Raw genomic sequence first — 21,146 nt, 5'->3', positions numbered from 1 at the left:
TATTAAAAATGGTACTACTCTGATAAATATTTTACAAATAAAATCTAAAAAACAATGATTACAGTTACTTTCCAAATCAAGCCCTATCTAGCGGCTTACATGTACGTGCGCTATAAAAATCACCTCGACGTACCTCCAGACCGCTTTTCCTCCTCGCCTTCCGCCATCCATCTTCTTGACACCCAGCCTCTTTACCACTTCCTCCACCAACTTTCCATCCCACACCCTCCCAATGCCTCATGGCACGAAACCGGAAATATCACCTTTACTCTCCCCCACCCAAGAAACGGAAAAAATCCAAATGTATATAATTATATAGGTCACGACAGTGCACTTATCATTGAAAAAGCAATGGAAGTAGAAATGAAGGCCGAACTTTATGAATTTCTTCTGGAAAATAAATACTGCCACGGCATCATGTTCAAAAAATCAATGGAAACTTTCGTCGCACATTATAATATGGTAGAGTTAGTGGAAGAAGAAAGTTTAATGAGGGCGTTTCAGAGGTGGAGAAAGATAGTGAAGGAGGAGAAAAACATGTGATAATTTATAGGTTCCATATAAAATGGACCGTTTTTTATTATTTTTGTGTGCAACAAAATGTCTAAAGTATGAAATTGAATAATTTTTTAATCGAAATAGGCAAAGTTTGTCTTGTCGAGCAAGAACGGATGAAACAGAAGCAACGAAATGGAGATTACTTCAACGTTTTCAACACGCTTGGACTATGGTCTGATGAGGTAAGATTACATTCCGCATTTCTTGCAGAATTGTTAAATCCTAACGGAAGTCATGGACTGAAAGATGCTCTACTTAAAGAATTCCTTGCAGTTATTGGCTTAAACAAAGATTATATTTCCAATTGTAAAAGCAATATAGTCGAACGATATATTGGTGAGCGAACAGAGTCCACTGGTGGGCGCATTGATATAATCTTAGAGGATGGCGAACATGCAGTTATCATTGAGAATAAAATATATGCTATTGATCAACACCATCAGTTATTGCGATACAACAACTATGGAAAACAACACTTTCCAAAAGGGTTCAAACTGATTTATCTTACACTTGACGGTCATGAGGCAAGTAAAGATTCATTGGGAAACGAAGAGATGGACTATCATTGTATCTCATACGATGAGCATATTCTCCATTGGCTGTCGCAGTGTGTAATGTTAGCATACGACAAACCGTTGGCAAGAGAGACTATTTCCCAGTACATAACACTTATTAAACAAATAACCGGACAAGATATGAATAAAGATAGTAGTGATAAAATAGTAAATTTAGCCATCAATAATATAGAGGCTGTTGTGGCCTTGATGGATAACAGAGCTGAAATTAGCAATAGATTAAGGAATGAATTCGTATTTAAACCGTTAGGTAAATTTGCGTCCCAAATGGGATTGTTTTTTGAAGTCAAAAAGGGAATGAAGGTCCGGCTATATTATTCAAAAAGCCAAATTGGTCTCACTATATAACGATAACGAGAGATGATGGGAGAGATTCGGATTGGAAGAATCTTTATATTGGTGTCTCAAAATCTTATAACTCTGATGGTAAAGATCGGCCTTTGCCTCGTGTTCAGCTATCATGTTTTTCCGGACCGGATTCAGCAAACAATGAATGGTGGCCTTATGGCTCTGAATGGCTTCCTTGTAAAGATTGGCACTCCACTAGTAGTTACTTACCCATGCAAACTGGTGAGGTCGCAAATTGGATTATTAACAAAGTTACGCAGATAACAGAAGAGATAGAATCCAGAGACTTACCCATGTAGTAATTCAAAAAATGGAAGATTGTATGAAAGCTCATGCAAAATAGACGATTATGAAAGTATACACTCAATATGATACGACGAACCATATTATACCTTAAAGACATAAAACAGAATAAGTATTACAATATACTTACTGTTATTGAGAATATTTTGGATGATATGCAGGATTACAATCCATCAATGTCAAGAAAAAGTTTCCTCGATCGTGGTAAAGATGATGCTCCATTCCGTACCGGACTACTAATTGAGGATATTGATACCGACATTCTACCTCAAGCTCCTATGGATGAAATTACTATATACGGAATGCCTCTTTATTTTTTGAATGATTCTTTTGGGCAATACCCCTCTGGTAATCCCCTAGGAAAGCTATTTATAGAATTGGAGAAAAAAGACTTGATTACTTTACCGGATATATTACCTAAACGCAAATGTTCTTTCAGACTGAAAGGTTTCTTTGATCCTAATTCTCAAATGCTGAAGGAACTTCAGTTGAAAGGTTTGCTCCCAAAACTCTCATATCTCACAAAGAAACATTTAGGATATGACATTATGGAATATACCAGCCATATCGGTAATGTATATATCCTACATAATAATGAGATATTTCGGAATATTGACTTTCGGGTATCTGAAAAACCAAATGGACTTTACATGCAAATGAAATTCAGGAAACCATATGTAGATTCTTTAAAGGTGAGAATAACGCAGTATGATAATGAAAGTAACATCATAACCGAAACGGATACAGTTATTGATTGCAGATCTGCGAATATATTTATTCCGCTACCATTCTTCTCACTGCAAGTTGGCATAAAGATATTCAATAACAATGGTGAACTGATTTGGATGAATAAACGTGTCATTTTTCTAGGCAAAGAATTCAGTTATGAAACTTTTTCATCTAAAGAAATAGAACTGGAGAAAAGTGAATCAGATGGCAGCAAAAGAACTGTAACTGTGACAAAAATCGTCTTGAATGGTAAGAAAAAAAGGAAGTCAAATAAAAAATTAAAGGATAATCTCGCTAATGATGAGTCACGTTGTTTAGCTGAATTGAATGAAAAACACATGGAGTTTGTATTTTTTAGTGCAGATACTAATCAGAATAAAGAAAATAAAGAAAAGGCAAGAGAATATGTCATGCAACTACTCAACTCTGCAGAAAACGAATGTCTCATTTGTGATCCTTATTTCAAGAAAGAAGATTTCGAAAAGTACATATTCTTTATGAAAAAACTTGACGTAAAAGTAAAAATTATCAATAGCGAGAAACAGCTAGGTAATATAAGTTCACCGGATTCCGAAGACTATCTATTGAAACTGAACGATTGCATCAACTATTACAATAGAAAAGTGGGAAGAGAGGTGGCAGAATGTCGTTCGCTTACGAAGAATCTGTCTATTCACGATCGTTTCATTATCATTGATGATTGTGGCTGGCTTATTGGTTCTTCATTAAATGAGTTCGGTAACAGAGCATCTTCTATTTGTAAGATACCACAAGGTAGTTTAGAATATATGCGTAAGAACTTCGAACGATGGTGGAATGACACAGAAAACTCGGAGTCACTTGACGGCTATATCCAACGCAAAGTTAAGCTCAATGCAAGCCCGAAAGGGAAACTATTAAAACATATTGCTCATTTGACCAGAGTTTTGAACTCACTGAAATCTCAATTAGCTAAATAAAAACATTATGAATCTGGATATTGAAATTCCGAATAGAAACTTCCATGAATTATGTAATGTCATAAAATGGAAGGAAACCCCACATACATATAATAAAGAAGAGTTGCAAGCAAAATCAATAGCAGATGTACTTTACAATAACATGACATTCGATTCTGACGATGTACTCAAACATTCCTATTCTTGTGCTCATGGCAAAGAAGGAACGTTCAATTATCTATTATCAGGAAAAAGTGACGAAGAACTGCAAAATGATGTTTCACAAATATATCATTGTTACTCCTGCTATATACTTTTACCTAGTGAATATTATATACTTTCCAACAGGTTACTACGAGAAGGCAACTATTTGCAATGGCTCACTCTACTACAAAACTTAAAACATTTATTTCTGCAATCAGTACTTATTATGGAACTTAAAGCAGAGCAACATTTTCTTGCAATACTTCATAATCTTGAAAAATACCATTTCGAATATCCTAAAACGATGGCTGCCTTGATAAGAGAATATTGGTTCGAATGGAGTCAACAAGTGTCTGTAAATCTCCATTCTTATACACTGAATGAAGACAATGATTATGATAAGAGATTTCTTCAAATTCAAAGACAAGGTGAGCTCAAATACAATGATTGGAAGGCTCATTTAAAAGATCATATAAAAGTGATGTTTGAAAAGTTACAAATATGTTTCACGGAACAGGAACTAACCAGATGGGCAGCAACACTGAAACTGAAACAAAGAGAAAGCAGGAAAGATGTGCATTATGAAGCATATAATAAGTTAACTGAATTAATAAAGGATTATATTATTAATAAGTATAATGCAACCTATTGGGATATAGATACGGGAGACTTTGACTACTTGGTACTCGTGATAGATATACTCCTCAATGATGAAGAGCCAAATGTATCTAAGTTAGAATCGGCTATAAAGACTATCATTAATAATATAAAGAATAATACATATAAATGGTATCCAACACTGGATTCTAACAGTATTGCTAATCTCAATACAATAACCAATGCAATAACACATATGGGAAATTCTGGCAAATTATTATTAGAAAAGGAATCGAAATTATGCCATATTGTGTATGAGGGATGGAATGCGACGTCAGAGAATAATCTTTATGACAAGTTACAATCAGAATGTTTCATCTTCTGCTGCCAACTACTGCTTGTTAGTGCTTCTGAAGCTTTCAATGATGAAATAGAACGAGAGTTATTTTGGAATAAAGTCACAGAAAGTCTATTTCGCCAAATACATGTCTGCGATAATAAACATTTTATAGAACGATATTACAAACATGTACTGATACTAGCTGCCCTTATCATCAATCAGAAACACAAGGAAGGAGAAATGGAATTCCTGAACAAAGTAAAAATGGAAATCATTGATGAGAATATACAAAAAGAAATCATATCGCAAGTTTTACATAAGAAATAGGATTTTCATTTTTTCTGTTTAAAGTTCCTTCTTCTTTCCCATAGTTACAAAAGATTATTCAATAGTACTTAAATAAGGAACGGCACCATAACGTCCTTTTATATAATTACGTTCAAGATTACCATCTCCTCTCGGCTTCGTTCCGTCAGGTAACACTATATGCATCAAACTGTACAAATCTGTAGATTCAGCCTTATCTTTCTCTGTAAACCATATTTGATCACGACGTAACAAATGCGAAGAAAGCAGATTGGTATCATGTGTAGTAAACAAGAGTTGTGCATGATGCTGATTTGTCTTTTCACTACTGAACAGTTTGATTATATGTTGAGAAATCAATGGGTGCATTTTAGCATCCAATTCATCCATCACCAACAACCGACCATGACGTAAAGCTTCAAACAACGGTCCTGCCAGTTCGAAAAGTTTCTGTGTACCTTGTGATTCACAATAATCAAAACGAAAAAGTTGTTTACCTGTTATTTCTCCATCTTTATTATATATATTATGCACAGTAAAAACATCTATCGCTTTTCTGCCTTTTTCTATCTCATGCTCATCGGTTTCTATATCGATGAAACCTAGCTGCAAATCTTTGAAGAATTGTAAAGCATCAACTGATTCTGCTTCTTTATTCAAAAATTGTCTTTCCGTCAAGCCCTCATAACCTTGGCTATTCAATCCAGATATAACATTGTATCCGGAATTAAAAAAATTTAAAACATTTTTGCTGATAGTTCCACCAAGCTGAGCTACCAATGACAGGAACAAACGATTATCATTTGTTCGTTCTTCCCAACCTATACCTTCTGCAAAAAGCATTTCATCAACGCCAATACCTTCTTCATCACGTACGAAATAAGGCAATTCTTTCTTATTCTTTTTACTGATAAACAACCACTCGCGCTCTATTTGTCGCAATGTATAATCAAAGCCATACCTTACACGAGTCTCATCTTATTGGATTTAGAAGCCAAATAATCTCTTAATAAGGCCAGACGTTCATGACACAAAAGCCTGTTGAATTGGGTAGATATCTAATCAGAAAACCCGGGGGGATATCATTCTGTATAAAACAAGATTTGCAGTCAAAGAGAAAAAGCGTAAAAAGGTATAAAGAAAAGAGGGTGTACAAGCACCCTCTTTTTCTATACTCTTTTATCCTACAATACTCTTTATATAATCAGACGGACATACATGATAGAAGTCTTTGAACTTCTTTCCAAAGTATTTGGCATCGCAATAGCCCAGTATACCTGCAATATCCGAAATATTGTACTGCTGGGAGGCCAGCAATTTAAGTGCTTTGTCCATTTTGAATGAATTGATATAGTTTTCGGGAGGGTTGCCCGTAATCTCTCTTATCTTATTATAAAAAGCAGTGCGGCTCATGCCTATATCAACGCTTAATTTATCTATTGTATATTTATCAGTAGAGAGATTTTTCTCCAGGATTTCATTGACTTTATCCATAAATTTCCGGTCGGCATTTTCTGTTTCTATTTCGGCTTTTGTGGAAATCATCGGAGAAATGGCATCTGACAGAAACAGCCTGATCCGTTCGCGTAAGACCATGCGGTTTTCGACAAGCATACGTATGTCTGCTCTAAGTTTACAAATGCTTTCCGTACGCAATCCCAGACGGTCTGCCCCACTCCCTAAATGTGACAAATAGCTTTCGTTATCAAAGGCTCTTAATAGAAGAATGATTGGTATGTATCCTATCGTTTTATCTTCCTTAATTTGAGTGCTAAGTATATCTCCGCTTATTCCATTCACATTGTCGTCAATAATGATAGCATCAGGATTTTGACTGATAGCCGTATCCATTAACAGCTCCGGATTATCAAGAACTGAAACTTGAAAATAGCGTGATAAGGTTTTCTTTAAATAATCACTGAATAACTTATCTGCCATTACTAATAGGATATGGGAAGTTTCTCTCGCTTTAGTGTTTTGTTTATTGCTCTTAGGACTCTCGCAGGAGTCATTTGTTGGAGCCTTCGTTTTTGTAGAAGAATGTCTCAATACCGGGCATGACTGATTCTGACAACGGCAGTCTGTCGGAATGACGATTTGAAAAGTAGCTGCTTTACCATGTCTGCATCCGGTTATTTTTCCGCCATGCAGACGGATGATTTTTCTTACCGTCCATAAATCACTATATCCATACACGGGAAATATAATAGGAATAAAGGGAAACATTTTCTCTGTTCTTTGCCCGGCTATTTCGTTATTGCTAATCTGCAACTGCCAAGAATTTATTGTGTGGGTTACGTTGATTGATATGCAACAGCCTGGCTCGGAAATCAAAATCATCTTGTTGATAAGGTGTTGAAGTGCTGCAGTCATTATGTTTTCGTTTATCCTGCAACTGACGCAATCCGAACATTCACCAACAGTCAGCTGTATCTGGCGGGAGTTGGCATAAGCCCGGCATTGATTGACAATGGAAGTAACATAAGTGGAAAGTTCCAAATTTACCGTTGACGTTTTAGGAGGAATTCTCTTATTTACTTTATTTAGAGTTGCAATATTCTGGTTACAATATATGATACATTCGGCATATCCCAGTGCTTCTTCCACTTGTTGGGAAAGAGGTTCAGGGAGGTTGCCTGTTTTGAGTTCTTCCAATTGATTCCGCAGCAATATTAACGGTGTATGTGCTGTATGGAGCATGTTCATGGCAATCTTAAATTTTTCATGCGATAATAACTGCACATTGTATTCTATTATAAGATACGCAAATAGAATCACAAACAGTCCAATACCGAGACTTTCCACAGGGACCGCATATCCAAGCAACGACAAATCGGGTAAAATGATGCCAATAGTTTGTTTGCTGTTTACTAAATTGGCTCCAGGATCTGAAGAGGATAAAGCTCGGAAGCTTACTAATAAATTCAGGTAACAATCATTCATACTAATATCGGATTTGATTAATATTCTACACCTTTCGTAAAACACGCCTGATAATCTTTTAACGTGCTTAAAATCCGATGCAAGTATAAACTTTTCAACGTTCACACAGGAGGTGGTTTCCAACAAAAACAATGGGTGTTTTCTATCAAAAATGGTAACAATGTCTTTTGTTACCGAAATATTAAGAGGGGTATACTATCAAGTCTTCGTTTTACCCCAATAGCCTCTGTTAGTTAATTATTTTCATCATAATAATACGCTCATAATATCATGAAAAAATTAATTGAATCATCAAAACAATAGATTCTATTGAGTCATAAAGCTACGTATATAATTAGAAAATTATATATGTAAGTGAGTATCATTTAACCATAAGGAACATATATATCACAGAAATACCTCATCATACAATGGAATATTCTTCGCATCGTAGACATGAGTGACTGCAAATATATCGTCTTTCTTGATTAGTAACCAGTCTCTGTCCTGATCGTCCATATTCGTATGGATAAGGGTAAACAGGCCTTTGAGCTTATGACCATGTAATTTGAATTCAAGTATTCCGTTTTTAATGGCAGCGGAAATGTTACGATTATTACCGACACAAGCATAGGTTCCGCTATCCCATATTTCCACTGTACCCGCTCCATAGTTGCCTTCGGGGATAACTCCCTCAAAGTGTGCGTAACTCAAAGGGTGATCTTCTACTTGTATAGCCAGTCTTTTATCTTTCGGATTCATGGAAGGGCCTTTAGGAACCACCCAGCTTTTCAACACTCCATCCACTTCCAGACGGAAATCGAAATGAAAATGACTGGCTTCATGCTTTTGGACAACAAAAACAGGTATCCGGCTTGGAGTTTCCACTGTATCCGCCGTCGGTTCGGGAGTCTCACTGAATTGTCTTTTTGCCTGGTACTCTTTGAGGTTGCTGAAAGAGGGATCTGCCTGCTTTTCCACCATTTTTGTACTTTTTCCTTCATCGGGAGAATTCTTTGCCATAATCTGTATTTTTTCAGGTGAATAAAAAACGAATGATTAATTGTCACAACAATCAGCATATCTGTTTGTTGCCGGAATTCATCTATTTTAATGGCTTTAAAACCGTATTTACGTTTGTTTATAGCAAAAAGCGGGTAAATATGTAACATTGCACATATTTACCCGCTTTCTGCAGGATCTAATTTCTTACTTGCCGGAAATTGAGTCTTTCTTACCTTGCTTATTTACAATAGAAGGACTTCCTTTGTATTCAATATCTCCGCTGCCACTGGCTTTTGCGTCCAACTGTTTGGAAGCGTAACAAGATATATCGCCGGAACCTGAAACTGTAGCAACGACATTAGTAGCCGTCAGCTTGTCGGCACTGATATCACCGGAACCATTCACAGTCAGCATAGCCATTTGAGTGGCACCTTTTATTTTCACGTCACCGGAACCGCTAACTATCGTTTTTACAGTAGTGGCCTTCACATTCTTCACGTCAATATCTCCACTACCTTTTACAAAAGCGGAAAGATTGGTGTATTGCAGATTTTCAGCTTCAATATCTCCGGAACCTGTTATATTCAGATTTAAGTCAGCTCCTTTGATAGTACCTTTCAGATATACATCGGCCGAGCCTTTAATATCGACATTATCCAATGAAGGAGAAGAGGCAATCACTTTCAACCGGCGTTCTCCGCTAAGAATCTTAACGCCTTTCTTTATATTTACCTGTAGCACTCCATTTACCGTAGATACTTCCAACAGGTCAACCAGATTATCCGAACCATATATAGAAACTGTTGTTTTAGAACCATTACTCTGACGATACTCAACGTCGGGACTACCCAGAACTCTGATTGAACTGAAATTGCTCACATTATTCAGTTCTTTCGTGATATATTTCTTACTAGGAGTAACGGTCTGTGCCTGTATTCCTGTAAAGCACAAGAACATCAGCACCACTAACATAGATGTAACATTAAAACTTTTCATAATTTTTTCTTATTAAATATTCTACTGACAAATATAGGAAGTATATTTCAAAGTATGGCAACTGAAAGAATAATAAATCATTCCTACTTCTTAGTACCTGCATAGTGGGTACAAAATCCCCCATTAAACGTCCTTTTATAAAAGTATAAAAGCAGTTAGATGGAAATGAATAAAAAAAGATTAATCGGGTACCTGTTTGTACTGATGTCTGTGGGCTGCATTCATGCGCAGGAGACGAATGTGTCTGCACAAGAATATAAACTATGGTATGACTGCCCGGCACAGGTATGGACAGAAGCACTACCTTTGGGAAATGGACGCCTGGGAGCCATGGTTTATGGGACACCAGGGACAGAACAAATACAACTAAACGAAGAAACGATCTGGGCAGGACGCCCCAATAACAACGCCAATCCGGACGCGCTGGAGTATATACACAAAGTGCGTGAACTTGTTTTTGCCGGAAAATACCTGGAAGCACAGACTCTCGCTACAGAAAAGGTGATGGCAAAGACGAATTCCGGAATGCCATATCAAAGTTTCGGTGATTTGCGAATTGCCTTTCCCGGTCATACCCGTTATTCCAACTATTATCGGGAGTTAAGTCTGGATTCAGCCCGTGTGATGGTGCGTTATGAAGTAGACGGAGTGCAATATCAACGCGAAACGATTACTTCATTTACCGATCAGGTAGTAATGGTGCGCCTGACAGCCAATCGTCCCGGACAAATTACATTTAACGCTCAACTGACTTCGCCTCACCAAGACGTAATGATCGCTTCTGAAGCAGGAAACTGCGTAACTCTTTCAGGAGTATCCTCCTTGCATGAGGGGTTGAAAGGGAAAGTGGAATTTCAAGGCAGATTGACTGCTAAAAATAAAGGTGGAGAAATAGCTTGTGCCGATGGGATACTTTCTGTTGAGAAAGCCGACGAAGCAATCATCTATGTATCTATTGCGACTAATTTCAATAATTATCAAGACATTACCGGTAATCAAGTAGAACGGGCAAAAAACTATTTGGAGAAGGCAATGGTTCATCCATTCATCGAATCGAAAAAGAGCCACGTTGATTTCTACCGGCAATACCTGACACGCGTTTCTCTCGATTTAGGAAAAGACCAATATGCAAATGTGCCAACCGATAAGCGTGTGGAAAATTTCAAGAACACCAATGATGCTCATCTGGTTGCCACTTATTTCCAATTCGGACGTTATCTGTTGATCTGTTCTTCCCAACCGGGAGGACAGCCCGCCAACCTGCAAGGAATCTGGAATGATAAATTATTCCCTTCCTGGGACAGTAAATATACCTGTAACATCAATTTGGAAATGAATTACTGGCCTTCGGAAGTAACGAATCTAAGTGAGTTGAATGAACCGTTATTCCGCTTGATAAAAGAGGTTAGCGATACAGGAAAAGAGACGGCTAAGGTTATGTATGGAGCTAACGGATGGGTATTACATCATAACACGGATATATGGCGCATCACAGGGGCGGTTGATAAAGCTCCTTCAGGTATGTGGCCCAGTGGTGGTGCATGGCTTTGCCGGCATCTCTGGGAACGTTATCTATACACCGGAGATATTGAGTTCCTGCGTTCTGTTTACCCGATACTGAAAGAGTCCGGACGTTTCTTTGATGAAATCATGGTGAAAGAGCCGGTACACAACTGGTTGGTAGTCTGCCCCAGTAATTCACCGGAGAATGTACATTCGGGGAGTGACGGAAAAGCCACTACAGCTGCCGGATGCACCATGGACAACCAATTGGTCTTCGATCTTTGGACAGCAATTATATCTGCTTCTCAAATACTGGACACAGATCAGGAATTTGCCACTCACCTGGCCCAACGTCTCAAAGAAATGGCTCCTATGCAAGTAGGACATTGGGGACAATTACAGGAGTGGATGTTCGACTGGGATGACCCGAAAGATGTACACCGCCACATTTCTCATTTATACGGACTATTCCCCAGCAATCAGATTTCTCCTTATCGTACTCCTGAATTATTCGATGCAGCACGTACTTCTCTGATTCATCGCGGCGACCCGTCGACCGGATGGAGCATGGGATGGAAAGTTTGCCTCTGGGCTCGCCTTCTTGATGGTGACCATGCTTACAAACTGATTACAGATCAGTTGACCCTTGTGCGCAATGAAAAGAAAAAAGGAGGTACCTACCCTAACCTGTTCGATGCGCATCCACCATTCCAGATTGATGGAAACTTCGGTTGTGCCGCAGGTATTGCAGAAATGTTGATGCAAAGTTACGATGGTTTTATTTATCTGCTTCCTGCACTTCCTACCGTCTGGCAGGAAGGTTCTATCAAAGGAATCATTGCACGTGGAGGTTTCGAGCTTGATTTGAGCTGGAAAAACGGGAAAGTAAACCGTCTGGTTGTGAAATCTCATAAGGGAGGTAACTGTCGCTTACGTTCACTCAACCCATTAACAGGCAAGGGGCTGAAGCGTGCCAAAGGTGAAAACCCGAATCCTCTTTATGCCGTTCCCACTATTCCCGAACCATTGATTAACGAAAAGGCAAACCTGAATAAGGTGGAAATTGCAGAGACTTATGTCTATGATCTGCCTACCAAAGCAGGACAAGAATATGTATTGATTGGAAAATAATAACTCGACCGATATGAACAAAAACTTATTAAAACTGATGGTGGCTTGTGGAACGGTTTGTTTCCTGGCATGCACAGCACCTCAAAAAGTAGAAACAGAAAAATGGAGTGAACGCATGGCACGTTCCGAAATGAAACGTTTCCCCGAACCCTGGATGATTGAAAAAGCTAAGAAACCACGTTGGGGATATACCCACGGACTAGTAGTGAAATCCATGTTGGAAGAATGGAAACATACCGGAGACAGCACATATTATGATTATGCCAAGATCTATGCGGATAGCTTGATTGATGCCGACGGACGTATCAAAACCATGAAATATCTTTCATTCAATATTGATAACGTCAACGGTGGAAAGATTCTTTTCGATCTTTATGCACAGACCGGAGACGAACGTTATAAAATTGCCATGGATACCTTGCGCAAACAAATGGCAGAGCAGCCCCGCACCAGTGAAGGAGGGTTCTGGCATAAATTGAGATACCCTCATCAAATGTGGCTGGACGGAATCTTTATGGCTTCTCCTTATCTGGTTCAATATGGGGCCACTTTCAACGAACCGGCTTTATTTGACGAAGCAACGAAACAGATTCTTTTAATAAATAGTAAGACTTATGATCCTGCAACAGGATTGTATTATCACGGATGGGATGAAAGCCGGGAACAGAAATGGGCAAATCCAGAAACGGGTTGCTCTCCTAATTTCTGGAGTCGCAGCATCGGATGGTACGGAGCGGCTATCGTAGATGTACTGGACTTCCTGCCACAGGAAACTGCCGGACGCGACAGCATTATACAGATTTTGCAAGGATTGACAAAAACGCTTGTGAAATATCAGGATCCTCAATCCGGAACCTGGTATCAGGTGACCGATCAGGGAGCACGGGAAGGTAATTATCTGGAATCATCTGCTACTGCCTTGTTTGTCTACACTCTCGCCAAAGCTATCAATAAAGGATATCTTGGCAACGAATATATCGAACCGACAAAGAAAGCCTTTGATGGAATGGTAAAGACATTCACCCGTCTTGAAGAAGATGGTAGCTATACAATCACTAACTGCTGTGCAGTGGCAGGATTGGGCGGAGACTCGAAAAGATACCGTGACGGCTCATTTGAATATTATATCAGTGAACCGATCATAGAGAATGATCCGAAATCGGTCGGTTCATTTATTCTGGCTGCCATTGAATATGAGAAAATGACAGAGAAAAAATAATTTTTAGACACGGATTACACGAATTTCACGGCTTTTGAAATATGACTAGCAACAGCGTAATTTGTGTAATCCGTGCCTAATATTCGAAAACAATAAACTAAAAACGATAAAATACAATGAGAAAATTTAAGATTCTTCCTCTCTTATTGCTGTTGCTAACTTTAGTTATCCCGGCAGCGGCACAGAAGAAAACGCAAAAGACGTACATTCCCTGGAACAACGGAAAGCTTGTAGTTTCCGAAGAGGGACGTTACCTGAAACATGAAAACGGTGCTCCTTTCTTTTGGTTAGGCGAAACGGGATGGTTATTACCCGAACGCTTGAACCGGGATGAAGCCGAATATTATCTGGAACAATGTAAACGCCGCGGATATAATGTGATTCAGGTTCAAACATTGAATAATGTTCCGTCTATGAATATCTACGGACAGTATTCGATGATTGACGGATACAACTTCAAAAACATCAATCAAAAAGGTGTATACGGTTACTGGGATCACATGGATTATATTATCCGTACAGCAGCAAAGAAGGGTTTGTATATTGGTATGGTCTGTATTTGGGGAAGTCCTGTGAACCGGGGTGAAATGACTGTTGACCAAGCAAAAGCATACGGTAAGTTTCTGGCAGAACGTTATAAGGACGAACCGAACATTATCTGGTTTATCGGCGGAGACATCCGTGGCGATGTAAAAACCGCCGAATGGGAAGCTCTGGCCACTTCTATCAAAGCTATCGACAAGAATCACCTGATGACATTCCATCCGCGTGGAAGAACAACTTCTGCTACTTGGTTTAACAATGCTCCTTGGTTGGATTTCAATATGTTTCAAAGCGGACACCGCCGCTACGGGCAACGTTTCGGAGACGGTGATTATCCTATTGAAGAAAATACGGAAGAAGATAACTGGCGTTTCGTAGAGCGTAGCTTGGCTATGAAGCCAATGAAACCCGTGATTGACGGTGAACCGATTTACGAAGAAATTCCTCATGGCCTGCATGATGAGAACGAATTGCTCTGGAAAGACTATGATGTACGCCGGTATGCTTACTGGTCGGTATTTGCCGGTTCTTTCGGACATACATACGGTCATAATTCTATCATGCAATTTATCAAACCGGGTGTAGGTGGTGCTTATGGCGCTAAAAAACCTTGGTATGAAGCACTGGATGATCCGGGTTACAATCAAATGAAGTATCTGAAAAACCTGATGTTGACTTTCCCGTTCTTCGAACGTATACCCGATCAGTCTGTCATCGTAGGACAGAATGGAGAACGTTATGACCGAGCTATCGCTACACGTGGTAATGATTATCTGATGGTATACAACTACACCGGACGTCCGATGGAAGTTGATTTCAATAAGATCAGTGGTGCGAAGAAGAACGCTTGGTGGTACACTACGAAAGATGGCAAGCTGGAATATATTGGCGAATTTGATAATGGAGTGCACAAATTTCAACATGACAGTGGTTACTGCAGTGGAAACGATCATATCCTGATTGTAGTGGACAGCAGTAAAAACTATATGGAGAAGGATTGGACAGAATTACCAAATGCACAACAAAAATGGAATAAATAAATAATTATATTATGAGGCACGGATTACACGGATTTCACGGTTGCTTTGCGCAATCATATTTCTAAAAACCGTGTAATCCGTGTAATCCGTGCCTAAATTTATAGATGAAAACCTACTTATGAATAAAAGAATATTTATATTATTCCTATTTTCCCTTCTGCTCTTTACCGGGTCCATATACGCAGCCATAGGTATCACTGACCTGCGAACAGAACAGTTGAAAAATCCGGCAGGTATCGATGTGCGCCAACCTCGATTGAGTTGGCGCATCGAATCGGATGGACAGAATGTGATACAAACTGCGTATCACATTCTTGTTGCATCTTCCCCGGAGCTATTGGAACAAGGGAAAGGGGATATCTGGGATTCAGGAAAGATTGAATCTGACGCTTCCCAATGGATCGCTTATCAAGGAAAAACGCTAAAGCGTAATGCTCCCTACTATTGGAAAGTGAAAATCGACACCAACAAGGGGACAACAGATTGGAGTACTCCGGCTTTCTGGACTACAGGACTGTTTAATGAAGCAGATTGGCAAGGGCAATGGATTGGTTTGGATAAAGCCGCTCCCGGAGACAGCGAAACACAATGGAGCCGCTTGGCAGCCCGCTATCTCCGCAAAGAATTTGCATTGAAGAAAGAAGTGAAACGTGCCACAGTACACATTGCCGGAATGGGATTGTATGAACTGTTTATCAACGGACAACGTATCGGCAATCAAGTTCTGGCTCCTGCTCCTACCGACTATCGGAAAACGATTCTGTACAACACCTATGATGTCACATCGTTGCTTCAAACAGAGAATGCTATTGGAGTAATTCTCGGAAATGGTCGTTTCTATACGATGCGCCAAAACTATAAACCGTATAAGATACCGACTTTCGGCTATCCTAAACTTCGGTTGAATCTGATTGTGGAATATGCAGACGGCAGCAAAGAAACGATTGCTTCAAACACCACTTGGAAATTGACAACTGACGGTCCTATCCGTAGCAATAATGAATACGATGGTGAAGAGTACGACGCCCGTAAAGAGTTAGGAAACTGGACTCAAACCGGGTATGATGACAAAAACTGGATGCCGGCACAACGTGTGAGCATTCCTTCGGGAACATTGCGTGCGCAAATGATGCCCGGTATGAAAGTCACAGAAACGTTGAAACCTGTTTCCATTAAAAAGCTCGGCAATAAATATATCTTGGATATCGGTCAGAATATGGCAGGATGGGTACGTTTCCGAGTTAAAGGACAGGCTGGTGACAGTATCCGCCTCCGTTTCGCAGAAAGTCTGCAAAGCAATGGTGAACTTTACACCAGAAATTTTAGGGATGCCCGTTCTACAGATGTATATGTTGTCAGTGGACGCGAAACAAAAGATGCTACCTGGGCACCTCGTTTTATCTATCATGGATTTCGCTATGTAGAAGTTAGCGGTTATCCGAATGCGAAGGCTGAAGATTTCGTTGCTGAGGTAGTAGAAGATGAAATGGAGCATACCGGAACTTTCAACTGTTCTGACGAGACTCTGAATAAGATTATCCGTAATGCATTCTGGGGAATCCGGAGTAATTATAAAGGTATGCCGGTAGACTGTCCACAACGGAATGAGCGCCAGCCATGGTTGGGCGACCGTACCATGGGGTGTTGGGGAGAGAGTATGCTTTTCGATAATTATGCCATGTACACCAAATGGACGCGTGACATTCGCGAAGCACAACGTGAAGATGGCTGTATTCCTGATGTGGCTCCGGCATACTGGAATTATTACTCGGATAATGTGACTTGGCCTGCCGCTTTACCTATGGCCTGCGACATGCTTTTCACTAACTTTGGAGACAAACGTCCGATCGAGGAGAATTATCCTGCTATCAAAAAATGGGTATCTCATATCCGCGAATACTACATGACAGAGGAATATATCATCACCAAAGATAAATATGGTGACTGGTGTGTTCCCCCGAATCACTGGAGTTGATTCACAGTAAAGACCCATCCCGCAAGACTGATGGAGATTTGATCGCAACCGCTTATTATCTAAAGGTACTGCAACTGATGCACCGCTTTGCAAGTCTGCAAGGACTGGAAGCTGACGCAAAAGAATGGGAAGATTTGGAACATCGCATGAAAGATGCATTCAACGCCCGTTTCCTACACGTAAAAGAAAGCACCTCACTCGTGCCGGGACATGCCTTATATCCGGATAGTATTTTCTATGGCAACAACACGGTTACTGCCAATATTTTGCCACTTGCCTTCGGACTGGTTCCTAAAAATCAGATCAATGCGGTAGCCCAAAATGCCGTGGCTTCTATTATTACGACCAATAAAGGACATATAAGTACCGGAGTAATCGGCGTACAATGGTTATTGCGTGAATTGAGCCGCCGTGGACATGCCGATGTAGCTTATTTACTGGCTACCAATAAAACATATCCTTCTTGGGGATATATGGTTGAAAAAGGTGCTACCACTATTTGGGAATTATGGAATGGTGATACAGCCAATCCTGAAATGAACAGTGGTAATCACGTGATGCTTTTAGGCGATTTATTACCTTGGTGTTTCAATAATCTGGCAGGTATTCGTGCAGACCGCTGGAAGTCCGGTTACAAACATATCGTTTTCCAACCGGCTTTTGAAATCCAGGAGTTAAGCAATGTGGATGCATCATACATGAGCATCTACGGGAAAATAACCAGTCGGTGGGCAAAGACTCCTATTCATCTGGAATGGGACATCGAGCTTCCTGCCAATACAACAGGTGAAGTGCACCTACCGGATGGACGGAAGGAAAAGATCGGATCGGGAAAATATCACTTCAGTGTAGACATCCCTACCCGGAATACGGCTATTCTAAGTGATGAATTCCTGTACGAGAAAGCTTCTTTCCCCGAATGTCACGGAGCTACGATTGTAGAATTGAAGAACGGTGATCTCGTAGCTTCTTTCTTCGGAGGAACCAAAGAACGCAATCCGGATTGTTGCATCTGGGTATGTCGTAAGCCGAAAGGTTCCAAAGAATGGACTGCCCCCAAACTTGCCGCTGACGGTGTGTTCTTGCTCAAAGATTCACAAGCTGCATTGGCTGGAATCGATTCAACTTGTACACCTGTGAAAGATGAGAAAGGAAAACTTATTGCCCGCAGAAAAGCTTGTTGGAATCCGGTTCTTTTCCAGATTCCCGGAGGTGACTTGATTCTGTTCTATAAAATAGGTCTGAAAGTGAGTGACTGGACAGGATGGCTGGTTCGTTCACGTGACGGAGGAAAGACTTGGAGCAAACGCGAACCGCTTCCGGAAGGTTTTCTTGGACCTATTAAGAATAAGCCGGAATATATCAATGGGCGTATCATCTGTCCTTCCAGTACGGAAGGAAGTAACGGATGGCGTATTCACTTCGAGATTTCCGATGATAAAGGCAAGACCTGGAAGATGGTAGGGTCCACTGGATGCCGAGTTATCCGTCCCCACCCAAAACCGCAAAAAAGGTGGCATGAATGTGGACGATCAAGAAGGAGGAGAAGCGATCAGAGGAGAAGGAGCCAAACCTGTTTATGCGATACAACCTAGTATTCTGAAGCATAAAGACGGGAGATTACAGGTACTCTGCCGTACACGTAATGCACAAGTAGCAACTGCATGGAGCAGCGATAATGGTGATACGTGGAGTAAAGTAACGCTGCTGGATGTTCCGAATAATAATTCCGGAACGGATGCTGTGACAATGAAAGACGGCAGACACATACTTATCTACAATAATTTCTCTACATTACCCGGAACTCCGAAAGGTCCGCGTACTCCGCTTTGTGTAGCCGTATCAGAAGATGGCATCAACTGGAAGCCTGTTCTTACATTGGAAGACAGTCCGATCAGCCAATACTCTTATCCTAGTATTATCCAGGGAAAAGACGGAAAACTGCATGCCATTTACACTTGGCGTCGCCAACGAATTAAATATGCAGAGATAGATTCGACGAAGTTTTAAATTGAACCGTCATCTGAATAAAATCGACCGCTCCTTTGTCCGCAAAAGAGCAGTCGATTCTTTGTATTTATCCATTTTATATTTTACATTTGCCAATAAATAAAAAAGAACGATGGCAGATAATTATATAGAAAGACAACAGGAACAATATGGAAGCCAGAAAGGCTGCTTGGAAACAAGCACAGAAATATGGTAAGAAGAAATCTACAACAGTTCATCCGGCTGAATCGGCTTCGTGTACTCCAATGACCTCCAAATCAGCCCCCTCCAAAAGAAGAGTATTTATAACAGGAGGAGCGGAAGGAATAGGCAAGGCAATGGTAGAAGCTTTTTGCCTGTCCGGCAATCAAGTCGCTTTTTGTGATATAAATGAAATAGCGGGACAAGAGACTGCAAAAGCAACAGGATCTATATTCCATAAAGTCGATGTCAGCGATAAGGATGCACTTGAAAGTTGCATGCAACGTATTCTTTCCGATTGGAAGGATATTGATATCATTGTCAACAACGTCGGTATCAGTCAATTTTCGTCGATCACCGAAACGAGCGTAGAGGATTTCGACAAAATTCTTTCTATCAATCTACGCCCTGTATTTATCACCTCCCGCCTGCTTGCCATACATCGTAAAGAGCAGTCCTCTCCTAACCCATACGGCCGGATTATCAATATCTGCTCCACACGTTACCTGATGAGTGAACCGGGAAGTGAAGGTTATGCAGCTTCTAAAGGTGGTATCTATTCTTTAACTCATGCACTGGCTTTATCGTTATCCGAATGGAATATCACCGTCAACTCTATTGCTCCGGGATGGATACAAACTCATGATTATGACCAACTCCGACCGGAAGATCATTCACAGCATCCTTCGCGACGGGTAGGTAAACCGGAAGATATTGCCCGTATGTGTTTGTTTCTCTGTGAAGAAAACAATGATTTCATCAATGGAGAAAATATCACGATTGACGGAGGAATGACGAAAAAGATGATTTATCCGGAGTAACTTGAGATGATATTATTACCTCTGTAACAGATATAATAATATCTATTATTGCCCAATATTATATTTATCAGATACAATGATATGTCTTTATCATATCATTAATCACCATGAGACTCTTGCAACACGCTTCGGGTAACTTCCACTCCTGTCTTCACTATCGAAGCTGCATGATGAAACTCCAACATATCATAGGTATCGCCGGACATCTGAATTAAGATATCCGGCTGACAACGCTCTATCTGGTAACGAGTGATTTGTTGCATCATCATTCTTGAAGATTCTGTCAATAGATTATAAGGAGATATTTTCTTTTTCTTTCCGGAATCGAGGGGTGCATTCACATCGACAGCTATCAGGATATCTCCTTCAATGCGTTTTACATGAGCCAATGGAAGAGGATTCAGAATGCCTCCGTCAATCAGAACCATACCGTCTTTTCTCAACGGACGGAAAAGCATGGGGATGGAAATAGATGCACGGATAGCTTCATGTAAGCTCCCCCTGTCAAACCTCACTTCCTGATCGCGGACAATATCCGTAGCCATTGCTACATAAGGGACAGGCAGGTCTTCAATATTCATGTCCGGAATAATCTGTTTCAGTTCTTTGATAAAACGGTCACCTTTCACCAATCCATCCCGGCTTAAGGTAATATCCGCCAATTCCCACATCTTACGTTTATCCCAACTATATAGCCATTCCTTACATTCTTCCATCTTTCCTGAAGCGTACATCGCCCCCACCATAGCTCCCATCGAGCTTCCTGCAATAGAAGTGATCTCAAAATTGTGACGGAGCAATTCTTCAATTACTCCTATATGTGCTATCCCACGTGCTCCTCCCATAGAAAGGACCAATGCTACTTTTTGCTTATCCATATCATCTACATTTCAAATAGTTATC

The 21,146-nt window shown here is 40.2% G+C and carries 14 protein-coding genes and 2 pseudogenes; 11 read left to right on the top strand and 5 right to left on the bottom strand.

The window, feature by feature from the left end:
- The first annotated feature begins 54 nt into the window (after positions 1-54).
- From NXX38_RS18160 to NXX38_RS18145, 4 genes are all read left to right on the top strand, one after another.
- Entirely contained in the window at positions 55-543 is a 489-nt protein-coding gene (locus NXX38_RS18160; protein WP_234132201.1) for a hypothetical protein, read from the top strand.
- A 68-nt stretch (positions 544-611) separates the two neighbouring features.
- On the top strand, positions 612-1,481 hold the full coding sequence (locus tag NXX38_RS18155; RefSeq protein ID WP_258980561.1) for a PD-(D/E)XK nuclease family protein: 870 nt from the start codon (positions 612-614) through the stop codon (positions 1,479-1,481).
- A gap of 368 nt (positions 1,482-1,849) precedes the next feature.
- Positions 1,850-3,472 (top strand): phospholipase D family protein, encoded by a 1,623-nt coding sequence (locus tag NXX38_RS18150; protein WP_258980556.1) that lies wholly within the window; start codon positions 1,850-1,852, stop codon positions 3,470-3,472.
- Between the two features lie 7 nt (positions 3,473-3,479).
- Entirely contained in the window at positions 3,480-4,919 is a 1,440-nt protein-coding gene (locus NXX38_RS18145; RefSeq protein ID WP_258980554.1) for a hypothetical protein, read from the top strand.
- Between the two features lie 54 nt (positions 4,920-4,973).
- Here NXX38_RS18145 and NXX38_RS18140 read toward each other — a convergent pair.
- The 4 genes and pseudogenes from NXX38_RS18140 to NXX38_RS18125 form a co-directional block, all read right to left on the bottom strand.
- Positions 4,974-5,864, bottom strand: a pseudogene (locus NXX38_RS18140) (AAA family ATPase); the annotation flags it as partial.
- A 213-nt stretch (positions 5,865-6,077) separates the two neighbouring features.
- Positions 6,078-7,841 (bottom strand): helix-turn-helix domain-containing protein, encoded by a 1,764-nt coding sequence (locus NXX38_RS18135; RefSeq protein WP_258980552.1) that lies wholly within the window; start codon positions 7,839-7,841, stop codon positions 6,078-6,080.
- A 387-nt stretch (positions 7,842-8,228) separates the two neighbouring features.
- On the bottom strand, positions 8,229-8,843 hold the full coding sequence (locus NXX38_RS18130) for a DNA polymerase ligase N-terminal domain-containing protein (RefSeq protein ID WP_217722579.1): 615 nt from the start codon (positions 8,841-8,843) through the stop codon (positions 8,229-8,231).
- Positions 8,844-9,029: 186 nt separating this feature from the next.
- A complete protein-coding gene (locus tag NXX38_RS18125; RefSeq protein WP_195650385.1) occupies positions 9,030-9,821 on the bottom strand; it encodes a head GIN domain-containing protein in 792 nt (263 codons plus the stop codon).
- A gap of 165 nt (positions 9,822-9,986) precedes the next feature.
- On the opposite strand from NXX38_RS18125, the gene NXX38_RS18120 reads away from it, so the two are divergent.
- The 7 genes and pseudogenes from NXX38_RS18120 (at position 9,987) to NXX38_RS18090 (ending at position 20,243) form a co-directional block, all read left to right on the top strand.
- Entirely contained in the window at positions 9,987-12,455 is a 2,469-nt protein-coding gene (locus NXX38_RS18120; RefSeq protein WP_258981994.1) for a glycoside hydrolase family 95 protein, read from the top strand.
- Positions 12,456-12,468: 13 nt separating this feature from the next.
- The gene (locus tag NXX38_RS18115; protein WP_234132207.1) at positions 12,469-13,674 is read left to right on the top strand and encodes a glycoside hydrolase family 105 protein; all 1,206 of its coding nucleotides are present in this window, start codon (positions 12,469-12,471) and stop codon (positions 13,672-13,674) included.
- A 116-nt stretch (positions 13,675-13,790) separates the two neighbouring features.
- Positions 13,791-15,257 carry a glycoside hydrolase family 140 protein gene (locus NXX38_RS18110; protein WP_258980549.1) on the top strand — a complete coding sequence of 489 codons (1,467 nt, stop codon included), beginning with the start codon at positions 13,791-13,793 and terminating at the stop codon, positions 15,255-15,257.
- A gap of 118 nt (positions 15,258-15,375) precedes the next feature.
- Positions 15,376-17,232 carry a family 78 glycoside hydrolase catalytic domain gene (locus NXX38_RS18105; protein WP_258980548.1) on the top strand — a complete coding sequence of 619 codons (1,857 nt, stop codon included), beginning with the start codon at positions 15,376-15,378 and terminating at the stop codon, positions 17,230-17,232.
- Positions 17,205-18,827, top strand: coding sequence for an exo-alpha-sialidase (locus NXX38_RS18100; protein WP_258980546.1), 1,623 nt, complete (start codon positions 17,205-17,207; stop codon positions 18,825-18,827). The genes NXX38_RS18105 and NXX38_RS18100 overlap by 28 nt, the downstream gene beginning before the upstream one ends.
- Positions 18,757-19,242: a sialidase family protein gene (locus tag NXX38_RS18095; protein ID WP_258980537.1), complete on the top strand. Its 486-nt coding sequence runs from the start codon at positions 18,757-18,759 to the stop codon at positions 19,240-19,242. Before NXX38_RS18100 ends, NXX38_RS18095 begins: the two co-directional genes overlap by 71 nt.
- A 112-nt stretch (positions 19,243-19,354) precedes the next feature.
- A pseudogene (locus NXX38_RS18090) lies at positions 19,355-20,243 on the top strand (SDR family NAD(P)-dependent oxidoreductase).
- A gap of 98 nt (positions 20,244-20,341) precedes the next feature.
- Here the strand turns inward: NXX38_RS18090 and NXX38_RS18085 are convergent.
- A complete protein-coding gene (locus tag NXX38_RS18085) occupies positions 20,342-21,121 on the bottom strand; it encodes a patatin-like phospholipase family protein (RefSeq protein ID WP_148366775.1) in 780 nt (259 codons plus the stop codon).
- Positions 21,122-21,146: the final 25 nt, after the last annotated feature.

The sequence above is a fragment of the Bacteroides sp. BFG-637 genome (genome assembly GCF_024793605.1).
Lineage (GTDB): Bacteria > Bacteroidota > Bacteroidia > Bacteroidales > Bacteroidaceae > Bacteroides > Bacteroides vicugnae.
Note: the sequence above shows the minus strand (reverse complement) of the source record. Positions and strands in the feature narration are given on the sequence as shown.